The sequence below is a fragment of the Nocardia sp. NPDC006044 genome, assembly GCF_042871115.1.
Taxonomy (GTDB): domain Bacteria; phylum Actinomycetota; class Actinomycetes; order Mycobacteriales; family Mycobacteriaceae; genus Nocardia.
In genome coordinates this window covers 1233462-1249875 of record NZ_JBIAID010000003.1, presented here as the reverse complement: position 1 = coordinate 1249875, position 16414 = coordinate 1233462, and the positions used below count along the sequence as shown (strand labels likewise).

The window sequence follows — 16414 nt, the reverse complement described above, 5'->3', positions numbered from 1 at the left end:
CTCGGGGGCAGCGGCGGATTGCTCGCGCCGCAAGAAAGCGGATCGGGCGTGGATCCGCGCGGTCAGCTCAGGTGCTCGACGGCGTCCGACAGGCTCGCGACGCGTTCGGCCGCGTCGGGCAGGATCACCGAATCCCAGCCGGGACCACCGACCAGCACCCGCGACCCGGCGTCGAGGCAGACCCGCACGGCCGAGCTCAGCGCGGTCGATTCCTGCTGGGACCAGAGCATCACCGCGGCGGGCTGATCGTGGCGCCCGAGACTGTCGGTCAACGCGCCGGTGGGTACGTCCGCGCCGAGCATGTGCGCGCCGACCTCGCGCTCGGCCAGCGCCGCGCGCAACACCTCCAGCGGCAGCGCGTGCGTCTCACCGCTGGTGCAGGCCAGCACCACCGGCCGCGGTGCGGGCGCGTCGGGCGGCGGATTGGTGCGATGCAGCACCGAGGTGATGCACCAGGACAGCAGATGCTCCACGTCGATACAGCTCTCGCCCGCGCCTTGTCGCGCGACGATGTCGCCGAACGCGGGGCGGCACAACCGATCCCACGTGTCCACCACGCCGAAGGCACGGAAGTGTGCCTCCAGATAGTCGGAGACCGCGCGCGTCTCGAGCGTGAAAGCCGCGGCGAGCAACGGGAATCGGTCGCCGAGCCGCGGCGCCGGTCCGCGCACCGCGGCCGCCGCGCCCGCCGGGCTCGCGCCGTCCTGGATCAACGTCAGCATCCGTCCGAGCAGTGCGATGTCGGCCTCGGTGTAGAGCCGGTGCTTGCCGGGCCGGTGCTGCGGCGGGCCGATGTTGTAGCGGCGGTTCCAGCTGCGCAGCGTCGCGGTGGGGATGCCCAGGCGCTCGGCAACCGCGCGGACCGTGTAGCCGGCCGCGTCGGAAACAGGGGCGGAACCGGCGGACATCGTCCCATTCTGCCTGTTCCGGTTCGCCCGTTTCACCATGCCCGGCCGATCGCGCGTCGCGCGGGGCGTCCGGCGCCCGGGCGACGGCGATCAGTTCGGCCGGGTGGTGGCCGCGGTCGCGCCGCACAGCAGGCCCCAGCCTGCCGCGACGGCGATCGCCTTGCCGCGCTGTGGTCGCCCGCGCAGTGCGAGGCCGAGCACCGTGGCATCGGACAGATCGGCCATGACCCGGGCGGCGAGGGCCAGCCGCAGCGCGGTCGTGGTCGGCGCCGCCAGCATGGCCAGCCCGGACGCGACATCGCGCAGCGCGACCATCCTGGCGGCCGCGCGCAGGGCCGGATCCTCGTCGGACCAGCCGCACGGTCCGAGCATGACCGCGGGCCTGGCCGCGACCGTGACCCCGTATCCCGCGGTCAGCGCGCCCGCGAGCCGGGGCAGCCAAGGCAGTGTCACCGTTTCCTCCTGGAAATCGAGGGTATGCATCAATCATGCATCGTTATCGTCTACGATGGCCACTATCGTCGATTTCCGAGGAGTTCGCGTGACATCTCGAACGAAGCGGTTTCCCGTTCGCCTGCTGGTTGCCCTGGCCGCATCGGCCGTAGCCGTACTGGCACCGGGCAGCGCGCAGGCAGCACCCACCCCGATCACCGCGCCCGCGCCGGTGTCCTCGCTCGACCTGAACCGGTACCTAGGTACCTGGAATCAGCTCGCGGCGGTGCCGCAATACTTCAACCTCGTCTGCGCCCGCGACACCCAGGCGAATTACACGCTCGACCCGCAGGGCAACGTGTCGGTGCGCAACACCTGCACCACCTGGTCGAACATGAACAACGAAATCACCGGCACCGCAACGGTCAACGACCGGGTGACCGGCGCGCAGCTGCACGTCAGCTTCCCCGGCGTGCCGACGCAGGACCGAATCGACGGACCGACCAACTACATCGTGACCGCCCTCGGCCCGGACTACTCGTGGGCGCTCGTTACCGATCCTTACCGCACCTCCGGCTTCGTGCTCGCCCGCGCGCCGATGCTCGACGCGGCCGAATGGTCGCGGGTACGCGCGGAAATCGTTGCGGCAGGCCAGGATCCGTGCCTATACCTGACCTCGCCGACCACCGGTGGCCGGTCGGATATCGCCCCGCTCTGCACGCTCTGACCCCTGCCCCGGCGTTCGCGAGGGTCGCGTCTACGGTGCCGGGCATTGAGCCGCCCACGTCGCCGTGGCGCCACCCTCATGGACGCCGGCGGTGTCCCCTCACCCCGCGAAGAGGAGCAGATGACCGTCACCATCGCCCTGTTCACCCGTGACCTGCGGGTGCACGACAATCCCGTGCTCACCGCGGCGCATCGCGAAGGCGCCTCGGTGGTACCGCTTTTCGTCGTCGACGAGGCCATCGCGGCCGGTCGTTTCGCCGCGCCGAATCGCGCGCGCTTCCTCGCCGCCGCCCTGGGCGAGCTGGACGACGAGCTACGGGCGATCGGCGGCCGGTTGGTGGTGCGGCGCGGCGACGTGGTCGCCGAGGTCGAGCGGGTGGCGGCCGAGGTGCATGCCGACAGCGTGCACATCGCCGCCGATGTGAGCAGGTACTCCCAGCGGCGCGAGCGGGCACTGCGGGAACGCCTGGAGCAGCGCGGATGCCTGTTGCACGTGCATTCATCCACGATCACGGCGGCCGATCCGGCGGAACTCGTCCCGTCCACCGGGCGCGACCATTTCGCCGTCTTCACCCCGTACTTCCGGCGCTGGGCGGAGACCCACCAACGCAAGACGCTCGGGAAGCCGCGCGAGCTCACCATGCCGCCGGTGAGGAGCGATCCACTGCCGGAGGCCGACGAGCTGTGCGCAGGCCCGACCTCGCCGCAGCTCGCGGTCGGCGGCGAGACCACCGGGCGAAAGGTGCTGCGGGACTGGCTTTCCGGGCCGATCGAGGCGTACGAGGAGCGCAACGACGATCTCGCCGCCGACGCCACCTCGCACCTGTCCGCGTATCTGCACTTCGGCTGCGTCTCGCCGGTGGACCTGGTGCGCCGGGTCGACATGTCGACCCCCGGCGGTCATGCCTTCGCCCGGCAGCTGGCCTGGCGCGACTTCCACCACCAACTGCTGGCGGCCCGGCCGGAGGCCGCATGGGCGGACTATCGGCCCCGGCCGAACCCCTGGCGCGACGATCCCCAAGCCGCCGAGGCCTGGAAAGAAGGGCGCACCGGCTACCCGGTGATCGACGCGGCCATGCGGCAATTGCTCGCCGAAGGCTGGATGCCGGGGCGCGCCCGGCTGATCGCCGCCAGCTTCCTGGCCAAATCGCTGCGGGTGGACTGGCGGATCGGCGCCGAGCACTTCCTGCGCTGGCTGGTCGACGCGGATCTGGCCAACAACCAGCTCAACTGGCAGTGGGCGGCAGGCACCGGCACCGATACCCGGCCGAACCGGGTGCTCAACCCGCTGCGCCAGGCCAAGCGCTACGACCCGGAGGGCGAATACGTGCGCCGCTGGCTGCCCGAACTGGCGCACATTCCCGGCGAAGCGGTGCATACCCCGTGGCGCGAAAACGTCGATCCCGCCGACTATCCCGCGCCGATCATCGAGTGCGTCGGGATGTAGCGCACCGATTTCGCCGCAGATGAAGCGTTGCCCTTCCTAATTCCTGGCGCCGGGTCTTGAATCGATGCATCGGGGCTTGTCGTGCTCCAGGAAAGAGGCCGTGATGATGGGCACCGTCGACTTCGTGATCACCGTCGGTCGGATCTTCGATACACTGCAGAAAGCACTGTTCCTGCTGATCCTGCGCGGCTGACGCCCGTCCCGCGCAGGTATCCGGTCCCGCACTGGTTCGCGGCGCGCTGACGCTCACCTGGTCGGTTCGGCGGCGTGCTGCCAGACTGGGGCGATGGTGACCGTTGTGGCTTTTCATGCGCACCCGGACGACGAGACTCTGCTCACCGGAGGGACATTGGCGGCGGCGGCCGCGGCCGGGCATCGGACGGTGATCGTCGTCGCCACCGACGGGCACATGGCGGCGCTCGACGGCCGAAAAGCCTTGCGGCTGACCGAGTTGGCGGCGAGTGCGGCGGAGTTGGGTGTCGCCAGGGTGGCTCATCTCGGTTACGCCGACAGCGGTCACGGTGCCGTGTTGTTCGCGGATCCGCCCGACCGCGTGCGTTTCCTCCGGGCGGACGTGGACGAGGCGGCCGAACGGCTGGCCGCGATCCTGCGCGAAGAGAACGCGGAGATCTTACTGAGCTACGACCGCAACGGTGGCTACGGGCATCGCGATCACGTGCGGGTGCACGAGGTCGGTACGCGGGCCGCCGAGCTGGCCGGGGTGCCGCGGGTACTCGATGCCACCATGCCGCGCGAAAATGTCGCTCGCATCGTGCGTTTCCTCGCATTGCTGCGGATCCGCGTCGCCCCCGCCGGCCTGGGTTCGCTCTACAGTTCGGGTTCCGAGATCACCCACCGTATCGATGTGCGCAGGTACGCGGCTCAGCGTAAAGCCGCTGTCGCCGCGCACCGCTCGATGGTCGAGGGATCGGGCACCTTCGCCGCGCTCGCCAAGGTCCTGCTCCGGCTGCCGGCGCCGATCCTCGGCCGGGTGATGCACTGGGAGTGGTACATCGAAGAGGATGCCGTGCCGACCGGCGATCCGCTCGGCGACATCTTCGTGCCTGCCGGGCGCTGACCGCAGGACGTGCCGGTGCGGGCGGCCGGGTCACCACTGGGCTCCGTGCGACCGGGATCGGTTGTGCAACAGTCAGATCGCGGTGTCGACGGTCGCCCCGCGGGGCAGCACGACGGTGAAGACGGCCCCTTTGCCCGGTGTGCTCTGCACCGTGACCCGTCCGCCGTGCGCGGCGACCAGCGCGTGCACGATCGACAGACCGAGCCCGCTGCCGCCGCTCGCCCTGGTCCTGGAGGTGTCCGTCCGGTAGAAGCGTTCGAAGACGCGGGCGGCGGCGTCCGGGGGCAGGCCCGGCCCGGAGTCGATCACATCGACGCGAACCTCGTCTCGAAAAGGCTTGAGCCGCACGATGACCGCGGCTTCGGGCGGAGTGTGGGCGACGGCGTTGCCGAGCAGGTTGGTGAGCACCTGACGCAAACGCGGCTCGTCGCCGATCACGTCCATCGTCCCCTCGCCCTGTTCCACCACGACGCCGATGCGGCGTTCGGGTGTGGCGGGCGCCTGCTTGTGCCGGGCGGCCATGGCCTGCGCGCTGTGCACGACGTCCCCGGCCAAGGTCAGCAGATCCACCGGTTTGCGCTCCAGCGGGCGCTTTTCGTCCAGACGCGCCAGCAGCAACAGGTCCTCGACCAGCAAGCCCATCCGTTCGGCCTCGGACTCGATCCGCCCGACCACCATGGCGGCGTCGGTGCTCGCCCCCTGCCGATACAGCTCGGCGAAGCCGCGGATCGTGGTCAGCGGTGTGCGCAGCTCGTGGCTGGCGTCGGCGATGAACCGGCGCATCTTGGCCTCGGAACGGCGGGCCGCCTCCTCCGACGCCTCGGTCGCCGCGACGCCGTATTGGATCTGGGCGAGCATCTCGTTCAACGAGCGGGCGAGATGATCGACCTCGGTGTCCACGCCTCGCACCGGAACTCGTCGATGCAGGTCGCCGCCCGCGATGGCCGCCGCGGTGTTCTCCACCTCGCGCAGCGGCCGCAGGCTGCGCTGGATCACCAGGTAGCCGACCACACCCAGGGCGACCAAAGCGACGGTGCCGGTGGCGATCTCGAAGAAGATCAAGCGCGAGACCGTCTCTTGATTGTCGGTCAGCGGCAATCCGATGGTGGTCGAGCCGAATTGGTTGGAGGTGGTCAATACCCGCCAGTGCAGGGACGAGTCGTCGGCCGACCCGACCGTCGTCGGCGCGTCACCGGACAGTGCGCTGAGATCCGGTATGCCCGAGGCGTTTCCGCCGCCGGGCACCTCGAAGAGCACCTGACCGCCCGAGCTCTTGTGCAGCTCGAAGAAGCGGCGCGGCTGCTCGGCGATCGATCGGGGCTGCGGCGGCGGGCCGGGCAGATCGGCCGGAACCCATTGCAGTGCACCGTCGTTCGTCCGTACCTGCTTCATCTGCCGCGGCTGTGCCCAGCCGCGGGCCGCATCGAGGAGCTGCTCGTCGGTGCGCTGGGTCAACGACTGGCTCAACGCCGAGGTCACCGCCGCGCCGGAGGCAATGAGCGCCGACGCGGTGAGCACGAGCAGCGCGATGACCAGTCCGATGCGCAGCGGAACCGACGCCACTCGGCGCGACAGCCGGGCGCGCGCGTTCATGTCCGGCTCGCTCGCCGCGGGCATGGCAGCCGACCGACACCGATTCCGTTTCGCGCGAGAAATGTGCCGATCATGAGCCCATGATCGCGGCACTACCGCTGGCCGAGCTGCGAGCGAGCTGGGTATCTGCTGTGAGCGTGGGGCCGGCCTGGGGCGCCCGCACCGCGCCGTTGCGCTGCGGACACCCGGGCCAGTTGGCTCGAGCCGGTCGGCACCGATCCGGCGTAGAGAACAAGTACCCATTCGGTGTGCCGGTCACCCAAGAATTTTCGGCGAGTTCGATCGCGCGCGTGAATTCGCCGAAACCCGGCGGACCGTGCCGCTGGCCTGGCTAGCGTGAGCTGCGTTGACCGGCCGATCAGCGGGAGTGGCGATGACGATCATCGATGCGTGGGCGCAGCATCCGACCGTGCGGATGGTGGAGCACGACATGTTCGATTCGCTGCGCCGGTGGGGCGCGCCGTTGCCGGTCGAGCAGCCGCCGGTCGCCGCGACGGTGGCCGCGATGGACGCTGGCGGCGTGGATATCGCGATGATCAGCGCCTGGTATGGGCCCGAGGGGGTGCTGATCTCCAACGACGAGGTCGCCTCGTTCGTCGCGGAATCCGGCGGCCGGTTCGTCGGTGTCGCCTCGGTGGATCTGCGCAAGCCGGTGGCCGCGGTGCGCGAGTTGCGGCGTGCGGTCGACGAATTGGGGATGAGGGCGTTGCGCGTCGTGCCGTGGCTGTGGGGTCTGCCGCCCAACGACCGGCGCTACTATCCGCTCTACGCCGAGTGCGTCGAACTCGGTATTCCGTTCTGCACCCAGGTCGGCCACACCGGGCCGCTGCGAAGCTCGGAGACCGGGCGGCCGATCCCGTACCTCGACGATGTGGCCCTGGACTTTCCCGAACTGGTCATCGTCGGCGGCCACATCGGCTACCCGTGGACCACCGAAATGATCGCGGTCGCAACGAAATACCCGAATGTCTACATCGACACCTCGGCCTACACCGTCCGCCGGTACCCGCCCGAACTGGTGGCCTATCTGCGCAAGCACGGTCGGCAGAAGGTGTTGTTCGGCACCAACTTCCCGATGATCATGCCGGACCGCGCGCTGGCCGGACTCGATGATCTGGCGCTGGACCACGAGGTACGCGAGCTGTTCCTGTCCGGCAACGCACGCCGGGTGTTTCGCCTGGACGAGGTCAGCGCGGGCTGATCGGGGTGGTGCTGCGGTGCCCGGTGTCCGGATCCACCACGGACAGTTGGAGTTTGCCCTGTTCGGCGGGGTCGAACGGTTCGAAGCGGCTGAGGTGGAAGCTGCCCCGGGCATCGGTGTAGGCCTGGCCCCAGCTCCGGGTACTCGGCGCCCGGGTCCAGCCGTCGACGTAGACGTGCACGGTGGCGTCGCGCGCCCAGCCGGTGCCGTCGATGGTGTAGGTGGTGCCGGTGTCGCGGACGGCGGGACGAACGGTGAGTGCGAACCGTTCGGGCCGAAGCTGTTGCGCGGCAGCGGTTGTGGTGCCGACGGACACCGACCCCAAGACGGTCAGGGCGAGCAGCGCCGCGAGTGCGTTCCGGGTCATCGTGGCCCTCCTCAGGCGGTCGTCGGGATGCGTCGCCAGGTCAGCGCTCGGCGCAGCGGGCGTCCGCCTACCTGCACGATCCCGGTCAACGTCAAGGTTTCGCCGGTGAGCGTCATCTCGCGCACCTGTTCGGTGCCCGCCCATTCGGGATTGGTGCACACGGTGATCCCGTGCACCATCCTCCCATCGGCGATCCGCCACGTCCCCGCGTAGCCCTTGTACAGCGGCTCGGCGCCGCCGGTGCGCATCATGCTCACCGACATGTGTCCGTCTACGCCGTAGATGAGCATCCCGCGCGGTGCGTTGCCGAGTGGTCCCTCGCTGACCACATCCTGCTCATCGGTGTCGAGATAGGAGAGCAACTCCCAGGTTCCGATCAGATCTGTCGCGCGCATGGGTCGATCATGCTGTGTACCGCGGTCGAGCGTCGCGGTTCGGCAACCCGGTTAACACCGCTGTCCACGCTCGCGAAAGTCTCACTGACCGGCGTCGCGTCCACGCTGCACTGCACCGACCGCAGAACGCCGACCAGGGAGGATCATCATGTTCAATCGCGCCCGACCACTCGTACTACCGGCCTTCGTCGCGGCCGTCGCCCTCAGCGCGGGCCCCGCCGCCGCGCAGCCCGGCGGCCTCGATGACTGGACCCCGGTCGACTACACCGAATACCTGGCCACCGACGCCGAACACAGCGGCGGCCTCTATTTCCGCACCCCCGACGGCCGCAACTGCGCCTTCCACTGGAACAGCGGCCCCGTAGGCTGCGACGCCGTCTCCCTCGACGCCCCCGCCGGCACCAACCAAATCCGCGCGTCCCTCATCGAACCCGCCCACTTCGTCACCGCCGACCACCCCATTTTCACCCACCCCAACGGCGCCAAAATCCTCCCCGAAGGCCACAAAGTAACCTTCGCCAACACCACCTGCGGCGTCGGCTACCAAGGCACCGTCGACTGCGAAACCGGCGACCACGGCTTCATCCTCTCCGCCGTCTACAGCATCCTCTACTGACCCCTCCCACCCCGGCATCAGTTTCCCCACCTACGCCCGGAGCAGGGTGTACCGCTCGGCGTCGGGCCGGTGGTTCGAGTCGATACGACGCGGCCGGTCGACTTTGCGGGGCTGGCCGCGCGGATCGAGCGTGCGGGGGTGCGACGATCGCACGGCCAGGTGGTATTCGGTTGTGGCGCAGGGTTAGTGGCGGCGGAGGCGGAGGACGTTGTCTCGGCGGACGCCGGGTTGGCCTTCGGGGCCGGTGTGGTCGCGTTCGGCGAGGGCGTCGGTTTCGACGGTCCATTCGGCCGGGGGGAGGGACAGGCCGACGAGGACTTCGGCGGTGGTGGGGAAGTGGACGTCGTGCGGCGGGGTTTCGACCCACGAGGGCCATTCGGCGTGGCCGACGATGAGTAGTTGGCCGCCGGGGGCTACGGCCGCGGCGGCGCGGCGGAGGATCTCTTCGCGTTCGTCGATCTTGGCGACGGGGGAGTGCAGGTATTGGGCCGTCACGAGGTCGTAGGTGCCGGTGGGGAAGGTCTCGTAAAGATTGTGCTGCTGCCAGTCGATGTCGGTGATGCCCTGCTCGGCGGCGCGGGCCCTGGCGCGGCCGAGAGCGGTCTCGGAGACGTCGACCGCGGTGACCTTCCAGCCGCGCTCGGCCAGCCAGATCGCGTCCGCGCCCTCCGCGCATCCCAGATCGAGTGCGGTACCCGCCGGGTCCGACTCCATTTCGCGGACCAGCAGGAAGTTGGGCGAGCCGGACCAGACCTGTTCCCGCTCCTGGTAGAAGTTCTCCCAGAACTCCACCGTATCGCCGCTACCGGCCGGAGTGTGATTGCCGTGGGTATGTGTCTCGGTCATGGAAACCACGATGCCCCGGTCGCAGCCATAACGGCAAACTTCTTTGCCGGTTCGGCAACAACTATTCGGCGCCGGGCTCGGTGCCGGTGTGTTTCTCCAGCGACGGCGTGGTCTCGTCCACCGCAGCCTGCCGCTCCTCGGCGACCGCGCGATCCTCGATCAGCATCGCCGCCCGATGGCCGGACCCCCAGCCGGCGTGCGCCTCGGTTCGCATCCGCTCGACCATGTGCGGGTAGTGCAACTCGAACGCCGGCCGCTCGGACCGGATCCGCGGCAGCTCGTAGAAGTTGTGCCGCGGCGGCGGGCAGGTGGTGGCCCATTCGAGCGAGTTGCCGTAACCCCACGGATCGTCCACGGTGACGACCTCCCCGTAGCGATAACTCTTGAAGACGTTCCAGATGAACGGCAGCATCGACCCGCCGAGAATGAACGCGCCGATGGTGGAGATCGTGTTCAGCGTGGTGAACCCGTCACTCGGCAGGTAGTCCGCATAGCGTCGCGGCATTCCTTCGGCTCCGACCCAGTGCTGCACCAGGAACGTGGTGTGGAAGCCCACGAAGGTCGTCCAGAAGTGCCACTTGCCCAGGCGCTCGTCCATCATCCGCCCGGTCATCTTGGGGAACCAGAAGTAGATCCCGGCGAACGTCGCGAACACGATGGTCCCGAACAACACGTAATGGAAGTGCGCCACAACGAAATACGAGTCGGTGACGTGGAAGTCCAGCGGCGGGCTGGCCAGGATGACGCCCGAGAGACCACCGAACAGGAAGGTGGTCAGGAACCCGAGGGAGAACAGCATCGGCGTCTCGAAGGTCAGCTGCCCGCGCCACATGGTGAAGATCCAGTTGAAGAACTTCACCCCGGTCGGCACCGCGATCAGGAACGTCATCAGCGAAAAGAACGGCAGCAGAACCGCTCCCGTCGCATACATGTGATGCGCCCACACCGCCACCGACAGTGCGCCGATCGAGATGGTCGCGTACACCAGCGCGCTGTACCCGAACAGCGGCTTGCGGGAGAACACCGGGAAGATCTCGGTGACGATGCCGAAGAACGGCAGCGCGACGATGTACACCTCGGGATGCCCGAAGAACCAGAACAGGTGCTGCCACAGCAGCACCCCGCCGTTGGCCGTGTCGTAGATGTGCGCGCCGAGATGCCGGTCGATGGCCAACGCGAACAGCGCCGCGGTCAGGATCGGAAACGCAAGCAGCACAAGGATGCTGGTGATCAGGATGTTCCAGGTGAAGATCGGCATCCGGAACATGATCATGCCGGGCGCGCGCAGGCAGATGACCGTGGTGATCATGTTGACCCCGCCGAGGATGGTGCCGAGCCCGGACAGGATCAGGCCCATGATCCATAGGTCGGCGCCCGCGCCGGGGGCGTGTTCGAAGGTGCTGAGCGGCGTATACCCGGTCCAGCCGAAGTCGGCGGCGCCGCCGGGGGTGATGAAGCCGGCGGTGGCGATGGTCGCGCCGAACAGATACAGCCAGTAACTGAACGCGTTGAGTCGCGGGAACGCGACGTCCGGCGCGCCGATCTGCAAGGGCAGCACGGCATTCGCGAAGCCGAACACGATCGGCGTCGCGTAGAACAGCAGCATCAGCGTGCCGTGCATGGTGAACAACTGATTGAACTGTTCGGTGGACAGGAACTGCATTCCGGGCCTGGCCAGTTCGCCACGCATCAGCAGGGCCATCAGCCCGCCGATGAAGAAGAACGTCATCGCGGTGACCAGGTACATGATCCCGAGCACCTTCGGATCGGTGGTCGTGATCATCTTCCAGATGTAGGAACCCTTCGGCCCCATCCGCCGCGGATATGGTCGTACCGCCTGAAGTTGTTCGGTCTGCGTCACACTCACAGCCGCCGCCACCTTCCGAACCGCCGTCCAGCTGAAGGCCGGCGCCACCCGGCCTGCATCAACCAAACCATGTGACAGCGGTCTCACGCCACCCCTAGATCGACTTTGCCGAAGGTTAGCCCTGACGTGCCGAATATCGTTCGCCAACTGGGCTTCTGCGATCAGAAACCCGCCGCGCCGCCCTGTGCGATTGATACATCCTGCGTATCAGGAACTTCTGCGACCACGGGCCGATGCGCCGCGACCCCTCGATGCGTACCGTGAGGTACCCGAGACCACAGGCGGGGGCCGAAATGAAGAGCTGGATTCGCTGGGCGATATTGCACGCCGTGCCGCGCACCTACCTCAGAACGCGGGCACGCCGCGGTGATCCGTTCGCCGAGATCTTGACCGGCTATCGGGCCGGTGCGAACCCGTACCCGTTCGGCGATCGAATCCGCGAACGGGGCCCGATCGTGCGAACCACGCTCAGCTGGGTGACCGCCGATCACGAGGTCTGCCGAAAAATTCTGCGCGACAAAAACTTCGGCGTATCGCCGCCGGCGACGCTGGATATCCCCGGCCCGATGCGGCGCCTGCTGCGCGCGACCGACCCGAAACTGGCCAGCCCGGTCGAACCGCCGTCGATGCTGATGGTCGACCCGCCGGAACACACCAGATACCGCAAGCTCGTCGCGCAGGAGTTCACCCCGCGCGCGGTCGGCCGGCTGCACGACCGCATCGTCGAGGTCACCGGCGAACTGCTCACCGGCCTGGCCACGCGCCCGGCCGCCGACCTGATCGAGGACTTCGCCAGCCGCCTACCGGTCGCGATCATCTGCGAAATCCTCGGCGTGCCAAGCGAAGATCAGTTCTATATGCTCGAAATGGGCCATGCGGGCGCGCCGCTGCTCGACGTCGGCATCACCTGGCGCGCGTTCCGCCGCGCCACCGCGGCCCTCCGGGCGAGCGAGGACTTCGCCGAGGGTCACATCGCCCGGCTGCGGGCCGACCCCGGCGACAACATCCTCAGCAAGCTCGCCGCCAGCGACAACCTGACCATGCCCGAACTGAAGTCGACCGTCGCACTGGTCGCCGGGGCCGGCTTCGAAACCACCGTCAACCTCATCGGCAACGGCATGATGGCTCTGCATCAACACCCGGACCAGCTCGACCTGCTGCGCGCCGAGCCGGACCGGTGGCCCGGCGCGATCGAGGAGATCCTGCGCTACGACAGCCCCGTGCAGATGACCGCGCGAACGGCGTTGTGCGACACGGAGATCGCCGGTCAGCCGATCGCCAGGGGCGAGATGGTCTCGCTGCTGCTCGGCGCGGCCAACCGCGACCCGGCCGTCTTCGCCGACCCCGGCACCTTCGATGTCACCAGGGCGAACGCCCGCGAGCACCTGTCGTTCAGCAGCGGCGTGCACTCCTGCCTCGGCGCCAGCCTGGCCAGGATGGAGGGCCTGGTCGCGCTGTCCACGTTGTACGAGCGGTTCCCCGACCTGCGCCTCACCGGCCGCCCGGAGCGGCGCGGGCTGGTCAATCTCCGTGGCTATCAACGGATACCGGCCGCGCTCGGCCGGGCCGCGGCTGCCAGCCGGACCGCCTGAACCCGGTCAGAAATCGAGCGGATCGCGGATGAGCATGCCCTCGACCGCCCGCAGCCGATCGCTCATGGTGGACAGCAGGTCGATCGAGTCGTGCGAGAGCCCGACCGCGGTGTACAGCAGCCTGCGCAATCGCGGGCTGTCGATCGAGCGGGCCACGGTCGCGTCGTAGTCGGTCGGTGTGCGGTCGAGAGGTCGAACGAGCTGGTCGAGATCCACGGCGAAGTACTCACAATCGGTCATCTGGCCCCCTGGGACCATTGTGGGCGCGCTGGGACGCGCGCCTGCGCACTCCCTTCGTCGCTGGATCGGCCCGGAACGTTTCGTGTGTAGTTCTGAATACTCGAACGTAAACGGCAGCTACACGGCATTCCCGCGTGCAAGCATGGGTTAGGCCGAACAAATACCGATCTGGTGAGGGGCCCGATATGGGGAATCTCGACGACAGGGTCGCGGTGATCACCGGCGGCGCCCGAGGTCAGGGCCGCGCGCACGCGGTGGCGCTGGCGGCGGCGGGCGCGGACATCGTGATCTGCGATCTCGCCGAGCAGGTGGCGAGCGTGCCGTATCCGATGAGTTCGAAATCCGACCTGGCCGAGACGGCGAAACTGGTCGAGGAGACCGGCCGCCGCTGTGTGCCGCTCGAGGCCGATGTGCGCAGTCAGACGGAGATGAACGCGGTGGCCCAGCGCGCCATCGACGACTTCGGCCGCATCGACATCCTGGTCGCGAACGCGGGCATCGCCTCCAACTCGGTGATCGCCGAGATGGACGACGAGGTGTGGCAGGACATGATCGACATCAATCTCAGCGGCGTCTTCCACAGCTTCCGCGCGGTGGTGCCGCACATGATCGAACGCCGCTGGGGTCGCATCGTCGCCACCTCGTCCATCGTCGCCCGGATGGGCGTGCGCAACGCCGGCCACTACGCGGCGGCGAAGTGGGGCGTGATCGGACTGGTCAAGTCGCTGTCGCTGGAGGTGGCCGAGTACGGCATCTCGGTGAACGCGCTGCTGCCCGGCGGCGTGGACACCCCGATGATCCAGAATCCGGCGATGTATCGAATGATGTTGCCGGACGTGGAGAATCCCACCAGGGAGGACGTGGCGGCGATGTTCGCGGCCGGTCCGCCGAATTCCGATCTGATCGCGCCGGACGAGGTCGCCGACGCGGTGCTGATGCTGGTGTCCGAGCGTGGCCGGCATTTCAACGGCGAGGCCCTGACCCTCTCCGGCGGGATGAGCGCCAACACCATCTGATTCCGCCCGTGCGAATGTGACCCGCGTCGCAGTGGCCGCGACGCCGGAACTTTCCCGGTGCCGTATCCGACCGATCAGCGAGACCTGGTTCAGGTGCAAACTTCGCTCTCGAGGATGGTGGACGGCAACGTGCAGGGGAAACGCTCGACAGTCCACCTGGTTTGGTTGGTCGCGGCGGCGGTTCTGCTTGCCCTCGTCATCGGGTCGGTGATCGAAGCGGGCGATGCCCCGTATCGCGCCGCCGGCACCGCCTATCCCGGTTTCGCCGATGTGCTCGCCTACGTGCTGCTGCGTGTCGCCGCCGCGCTGGCCGGAGCGACCGCGCTCGGTGCGCTGGTCTACTCGGTGTGCTGTACCGCCGTCGCCGGTGGTGGCCGCCTCGACGTCGACGGCTACTCCGGGCTGCGGCTCGCCGAGCGGGCCGGGCTGGTGTGGCTTATGTCGGCGCTCGCGCTCATCCCGATGACCGCGGCGAACGTCGGCGGCCTGACCTTCTCCGGGCTGTTCCGCATCGGCGCGCTCGGTGCGCTGATCGACGCCAGCGAGAAGCCGAAGGCGTGGATCGTGGTGGCCGTGCTGGCCGCCGTGGTGACGCTCGGCGCGCGAATGCTGTTGTCCTGGAACGGGGCAGTGGTTCTGCTGCTGGTGGCCGCCATCGGCGTGCTGCCGCCCGCGATGGTCGGCAACGCCGGGGAGGGGCCGGATCACGACTACGGCACCGGGGCGATGATCCTCTTCCAGCTCGCGATCTCGGTGCTGCCCGGACTGCTGTGGTGCGTCGCGGAACACCTGCGCCGCAACGGGTCACACGCGGAGACCGCGGCCCGTCGGGGCGCGACGATCGCCCTGCTCTGCGTGGCGGGCGCCACCGTCAGCGGGTTCGTGCTGTGGGTGATCCTGCTGCCCTGGTCGGCGGTGTTCACCACCGGCTACGGGTGGCTCGCGCTGGTGGTCGTCGCCGTCGGCGCCGGCCTCGCGCTGACCATGCGCGCGGTGCTGCGGCACCGGGTACCCGGTGCCCGCACACCCTTCCTGATCGCTTGCGGGGGAGCGCTTTCCGCGCTCGCGCTCGCCGCGACCGTGGCCATGGCGGTCCAGCCCGCCCCGGCCTTCGCCGATCGCACGTTCACCGCGCAGGAGGTGTTCCTCGGCTTCGATCTGTTCGATCGACCGAACCTGCTGCGGCTGATCACGGTGTGGCGCTTCGACATCGTGCTCGGCACCGCCGCCCTGGCCGGGATCGTGCTGTACGTGCTCGGCGTGCTGCGGTTGCGGCGGCGGGGCGACGATTGGTCGCGCTGGCGCACCCTGTCGTGGATCGGCGGTTGCCTCGCGCTGCTGATCGCGACCTCGTCCGGCATCGGCACCTATGGGTTCGCGATGTTCAGCATGCACATGATCACGCACATGGCGCTGAACATGTTCGTGCCGGTGCTGCTGGTGCTCGGCGCACCGGTGACCCTGTTGCTGCGCGCCGTTCCGGCGGCGAAGCGCGGCGCGGTGCACGGTGTACGGGAATGGGTGCTGTCCGTTCTGCATTCGCGACCGACCGCGGTGATCGCGCACCCCGCCACGGCGCTGTCGTTGTTCGTGATCTCGCTCTACGGACTGTATTTCACGCCGCTGTTCGAGAGCCTCATCCGATACCACTGGGGGCACGTGCTGATGAACGTGCACTTCCTGATCGTCGGCTACCTGTACTACTGGGGCATCATCGGCATCGACCCCGGCCCGCGCCGGCTGCCGCACCTCGGCAGGCTCGGAGTCCTGTTCGCGGTCATGCCTTTTCACGCCTTCTTCGGTATCGCGGTGATGTCGATGAACACCGTCATCGGCTCGCGGTTCTACACCAACCTGCAACTGCCCTGGAACATCGACCTGCTCGCCGACCAGCGCGTCGGCGGCGGAATCGCCTGGGTCTCCGGCGAAATCCCCATCCTGCTGGTGGTCGGTGCGCTGCTCACCCAGTGGGTGGCCCAAGACCGGCGCACCGCGGTACGCACCGACCGCAAGGACGACGACTACGGCGACTCCGACCTCGCCGCCTACAACGCCATGCTGGAGCAGCTGGCCCGGACGCGCCGCTGAGT

Annotated in this window: 16 protein-coding genes; 8 read left to right on the top strand and 8 right to left on the bottom strand. The window is 68.5% G+C overall.

What is annotated here, in order from left to right:
* Window positions 1–62: 62 nt before the first annotated feature.
* Both ACFYO1_RS30345 and ACFYO1_RS30340 read right to left on the bottom strand, forming a co-directional pair.
* Window positions 63–908 (bottom strand): MerR family transcriptional regulator, encoded by an 846-nt coding sequence (locus ACFYO1_RS30345; protein WP_387238080.1) that lies wholly within the window; start codon window positions 906–908, stop codon window positions 63–65.
* A gap of 90 nt (window positions 909–998) precedes the next feature.
* Window positions 999–1361 carry a hypothetical protein gene (locus ACFYO1_RS30340; RefSeq protein WP_387238077.1) on the bottom strand — a complete coding sequence of 121 codons (363 nt, stop codon included), beginning with the start codon at window positions 1359–1361 and terminating at the stop codon, window positions 999–1001.
* An 88-nt stretch (window positions 1362–1449) separates the two neighbouring features.
* On the opposite strand from ACFYO1_RS30340, the gene ACFYO1_RS30335 reads away from it, so the two are divergent.
* From ACFYO1_RS30335 to ACFYO1_RS30325, 3 genes are all read left to right on the top strand, one after another.
* A complete protein-coding gene (locus ACFYO1_RS30335) occupies window positions 1450–2067 on the top strand; it encodes a lipocalin family protein (RefSeq protein ID WP_387238075.1) in 618 nt (205 codons plus the stop codon).
* A gap of 120 nt (window positions 2068–2187) precedes the next feature.
* Entirely contained in the window at window positions 2188–3513 is a 1326-nt protein-coding gene (locus ACFYO1_RS30330) for a cryptochrome/photolyase family protein (protein ID WP_387238684.1), read from the top strand.
* 286 nt (window positions 3514–3799) lie between these two features.
* A complete protein-coding gene (locus ACFYO1_RS30325) occupies window positions 3800–4591 on the top strand; it encodes a PIG-L family deacetylase (protein ID WP_387238072.1) in 792 nt (263 codons plus the stop codon).
* A 72-nt stretch (window positions 4592–4663) separates the two neighbouring features.
* Here the strand turns inward: ACFYO1_RS30325 and ACFYO1_RS30320 are convergent, their stop codons facing one another.
* Window positions 4664–6184 (bottom strand): ATP-binding protein, encoded by a 1521-nt coding sequence (locus tag ACFYO1_RS30320; RefSeq protein ID WP_387238069.1) that lies wholly within the window; start codon window positions 6182–6184, stop codon window positions 4664–4666.
* 373 nt (window positions 6185–6557) lie between these two features.
* Between ACFYO1_RS30320 and ACFYO1_RS30315 the strand changes: the two genes are divergently transcribed.
* Window positions 6558–7385: an amidohydrolase family protein gene (locus ACFYO1_RS30315; protein ID WP_387238066.1), complete on the top strand. Its 828-nt coding sequence runs from the start codon at window positions 6558–6560 to the stop codon at window positions 7383–7385.
* On the opposite strand, the gene ACFYO1_RS30310 is transcribed toward ACFYO1_RS30315, so the two are convergent.
* Both ACFYO1_RS30310 and ACFYO1_RS30305 read right to left on the bottom strand, forming a co-directional pair.
* Entirely contained in the window at window positions 7372–7752 is a 381-nt protein-coding gene (locus ACFYO1_RS30310) for a hypothetical protein (protein ID WP_387238063.1), read from the bottom strand. The two genes, ACFYO1_RS30315 and ACFYO1_RS30310, sit on opposite strands and share 14 nt — an antisense overlap.
* Before the next feature lie 11 nt (window positions 7753–7763).
* Window positions 7764–8147: a lipocalin-like domain-containing protein gene (locus tag ACFYO1_RS30305; protein ID WP_387238060.1), complete on the bottom strand. Its 384-nt coding sequence runs from the start codon at window positions 8145–8147 to the stop codon at window positions 7764–7766.
* Window positions 8148–8295: 148 nt separating this feature from the next.
* On the opposite strand from ACFYO1_RS30305, the gene ACFYO1_RS30300 reads away from it, so the two are divergent.
* Window positions 8296–8763, top strand: a complete 468-nt coding sequence (locus ACFYO1_RS30300) for a hypothetical protein (protein ID WP_387238057.1) — start codon at window positions 8296–8298, stop codon at window positions 8761–8763.
* Between the two features lie 183 nt (window positions 8764–8946).
* Here the strand turns inward: ACFYO1_RS30300 and ACFYO1_RS30295 are convergent, their stop codons facing one another.
* Window positions 8947–9609: a class I SAM-dependent methyltransferase gene (locus tag ACFYO1_RS30295; protein ID WP_387238054.1), complete on the bottom strand. Its 663-nt coding sequence runs from the start codon at window positions 9607–9609 to the stop codon at window positions 8947–8949.
* Window positions 9610–9670: 61 nt separating this feature from the next.
* On the bottom strand, window positions 9671–11422 hold the full coding sequence (gene ctaD / locus ACFYO1_RS30290) for a cytochrome c oxidase subunit I (protein ID WP_387238681.1): 1752 nt from the start codon (window positions 11420–11422) through the stop codon (window positions 9671–9673).
* A gap of 347 nt (window positions 11423–11769) precedes the next feature.
* Here ctaD and ACFYO1_RS30285 point away from each other — a divergent pair, with 347 nt between their 5' ends.
* Complete coding sequence (locus ACFYO1_RS30285; RefSeq protein ID WP_387238051.1) at window positions 11770–13068, top strand: cytochrome P450; 1299 nt, start codon at window positions 11770–11772, stop codon at window positions 13066–13068.
* A gap of 6 nt (window positions 13069–13074) precedes the next feature.
* Here ACFYO1_RS30285 and ACFYO1_RS30280 read toward each other — a convergent pair whose 3' ends face one another.
* A complete protein-coding gene (locus ACFYO1_RS30280) occupies window positions 13075–13308 on the bottom strand; it encodes a hypothetical protein (RefSeq protein WP_387238048.1) in 234 nt (77 codons plus the stop codon).
* Between the two features lie 185 nt (window positions 13309–13493).
* Between ACFYO1_RS30280 and ACFYO1_RS30275 the strand changes: the two genes are divergently transcribed.
* Window positions 13494–14324 carry a mycofactocin-coupled SDR family oxidoreductase gene (locus tag ACFYO1_RS30275; protein WP_387238045.1) on the top strand — a complete coding sequence of 277 codons (831 nt, stop codon included), beginning with the start codon at window positions 13494–13496 and terminating at the stop codon, window positions 14322–14324.
* A gap of 114 nt (window positions 14325–14438) precedes the next feature.
* Window positions 14439–16412 carry a cytochrome c oxidase assembly protein gene (locus tag ACFYO1_RS30270; RefSeq protein ID WP_387238043.1) on the top strand — a complete coding sequence of 658 codons (1974 nt, stop codon included), beginning with the start codon at window positions 14439–14441 and terminating at the stop codon, window positions 16410–16412.
* Window positions 16413–16414: the final 2 nt, after the last annotated feature.

Coding starts and splice junctions, on each gene's coding strand:
- ACFYO1_RS30345 (WP_387238080.1), bottom strand. CDS start 908: ATGTCCGCCGGTTCCGCCCCTGTTTCCGACGCGGCCGGCTACACGGTC.
- ACFYO1_RS30330 (WP_387238684.1), top strand. CDS start 2,188: ATGACCGTCACCATCGCCCTGTTCACCCGTGACCTGCGGGTGCACGAC.
- ACFYO1_RS30325 (WP_387238072.1), top strand. CDS start 3,800: ATGGTGACCGTTGTGGCTTTTCATGCGCACCCGGACGACGAGACTCTG.
- ACFYO1_RS30320 (WP_387238069.1), bottom strand. CDS start 6,184: ATGAACGCGCGCGCCCGGCTGTCGCGCCGAGTGGCGTCGGTTCCGCTG.
- ACFYO1_RS30315 (WP_387238066.1), top strand. CDS start 6,558: ATGACGATCATCGATGCGTGGGCGCAGCATCCGACCGTGCGGATGGTG.
- ACFYO1_RS30310 (WP_387238063.1), bottom strand. CDS start 7,752: ATGACCCGGAACGCACTCGCGGCGCTGCTCGCCCTGACCGTCTTGGGG.
- ACFYO1_RS30305 (WP_387238060.1), bottom strand. CDS start 8,147: ATGCGCGCGACAGATCTGATCGGAACCTGGGAGTTGCTCTCCTATCTC.
- ACFYO1_RS30300 (WP_387238057.1), top strand. CDS start 8,296: ATGTTCAATCGCGCCCGACCACTCGTACTACCGGCCTTCGTCGCGGCC.
- ACFYO1_RS30295 (WP_387238054.1), bottom strand. CDS start 9,609: ATGACCGAGACACATACCCACGGCAATCACACTCCGGCCGGTAGCGGC.
- ctaD (WP_387238681.1), bottom strand. CDS start 11,422: ATGGGGCCGAAGGGTTCCTACATCTGGAAGATGATCACGACCACCGAT.
- ACFYO1_RS30285 (WP_387238051.1), top strand. CDS start 11,770: ATGAAGAGCTGGATTCGCTGGGCGATATTGCACGCCGTGCCGCGCACC.
- ACFYO1_RS30280 (WP_387238048.1), bottom strand. CDS start 13,308: ATGACCGATTGTGAGTACTTCGCCGTGGATCTCGACCAGCTCGTTCGA.
- ACFYO1_RS30275 (WP_387238045.1), top strand. CDS start 13,494: ATGGGGAATCTCGACGACAGGGTCGCGGTGATCACCGGCGGCGCCCGA.
- ACFYO1_RS30270 (WP_387238043.1), top strand. CDS start 14,439: ATGGTGGACGGCAACGTGCAGGGGAAACGCTCGACAGTCCACCTGGTT.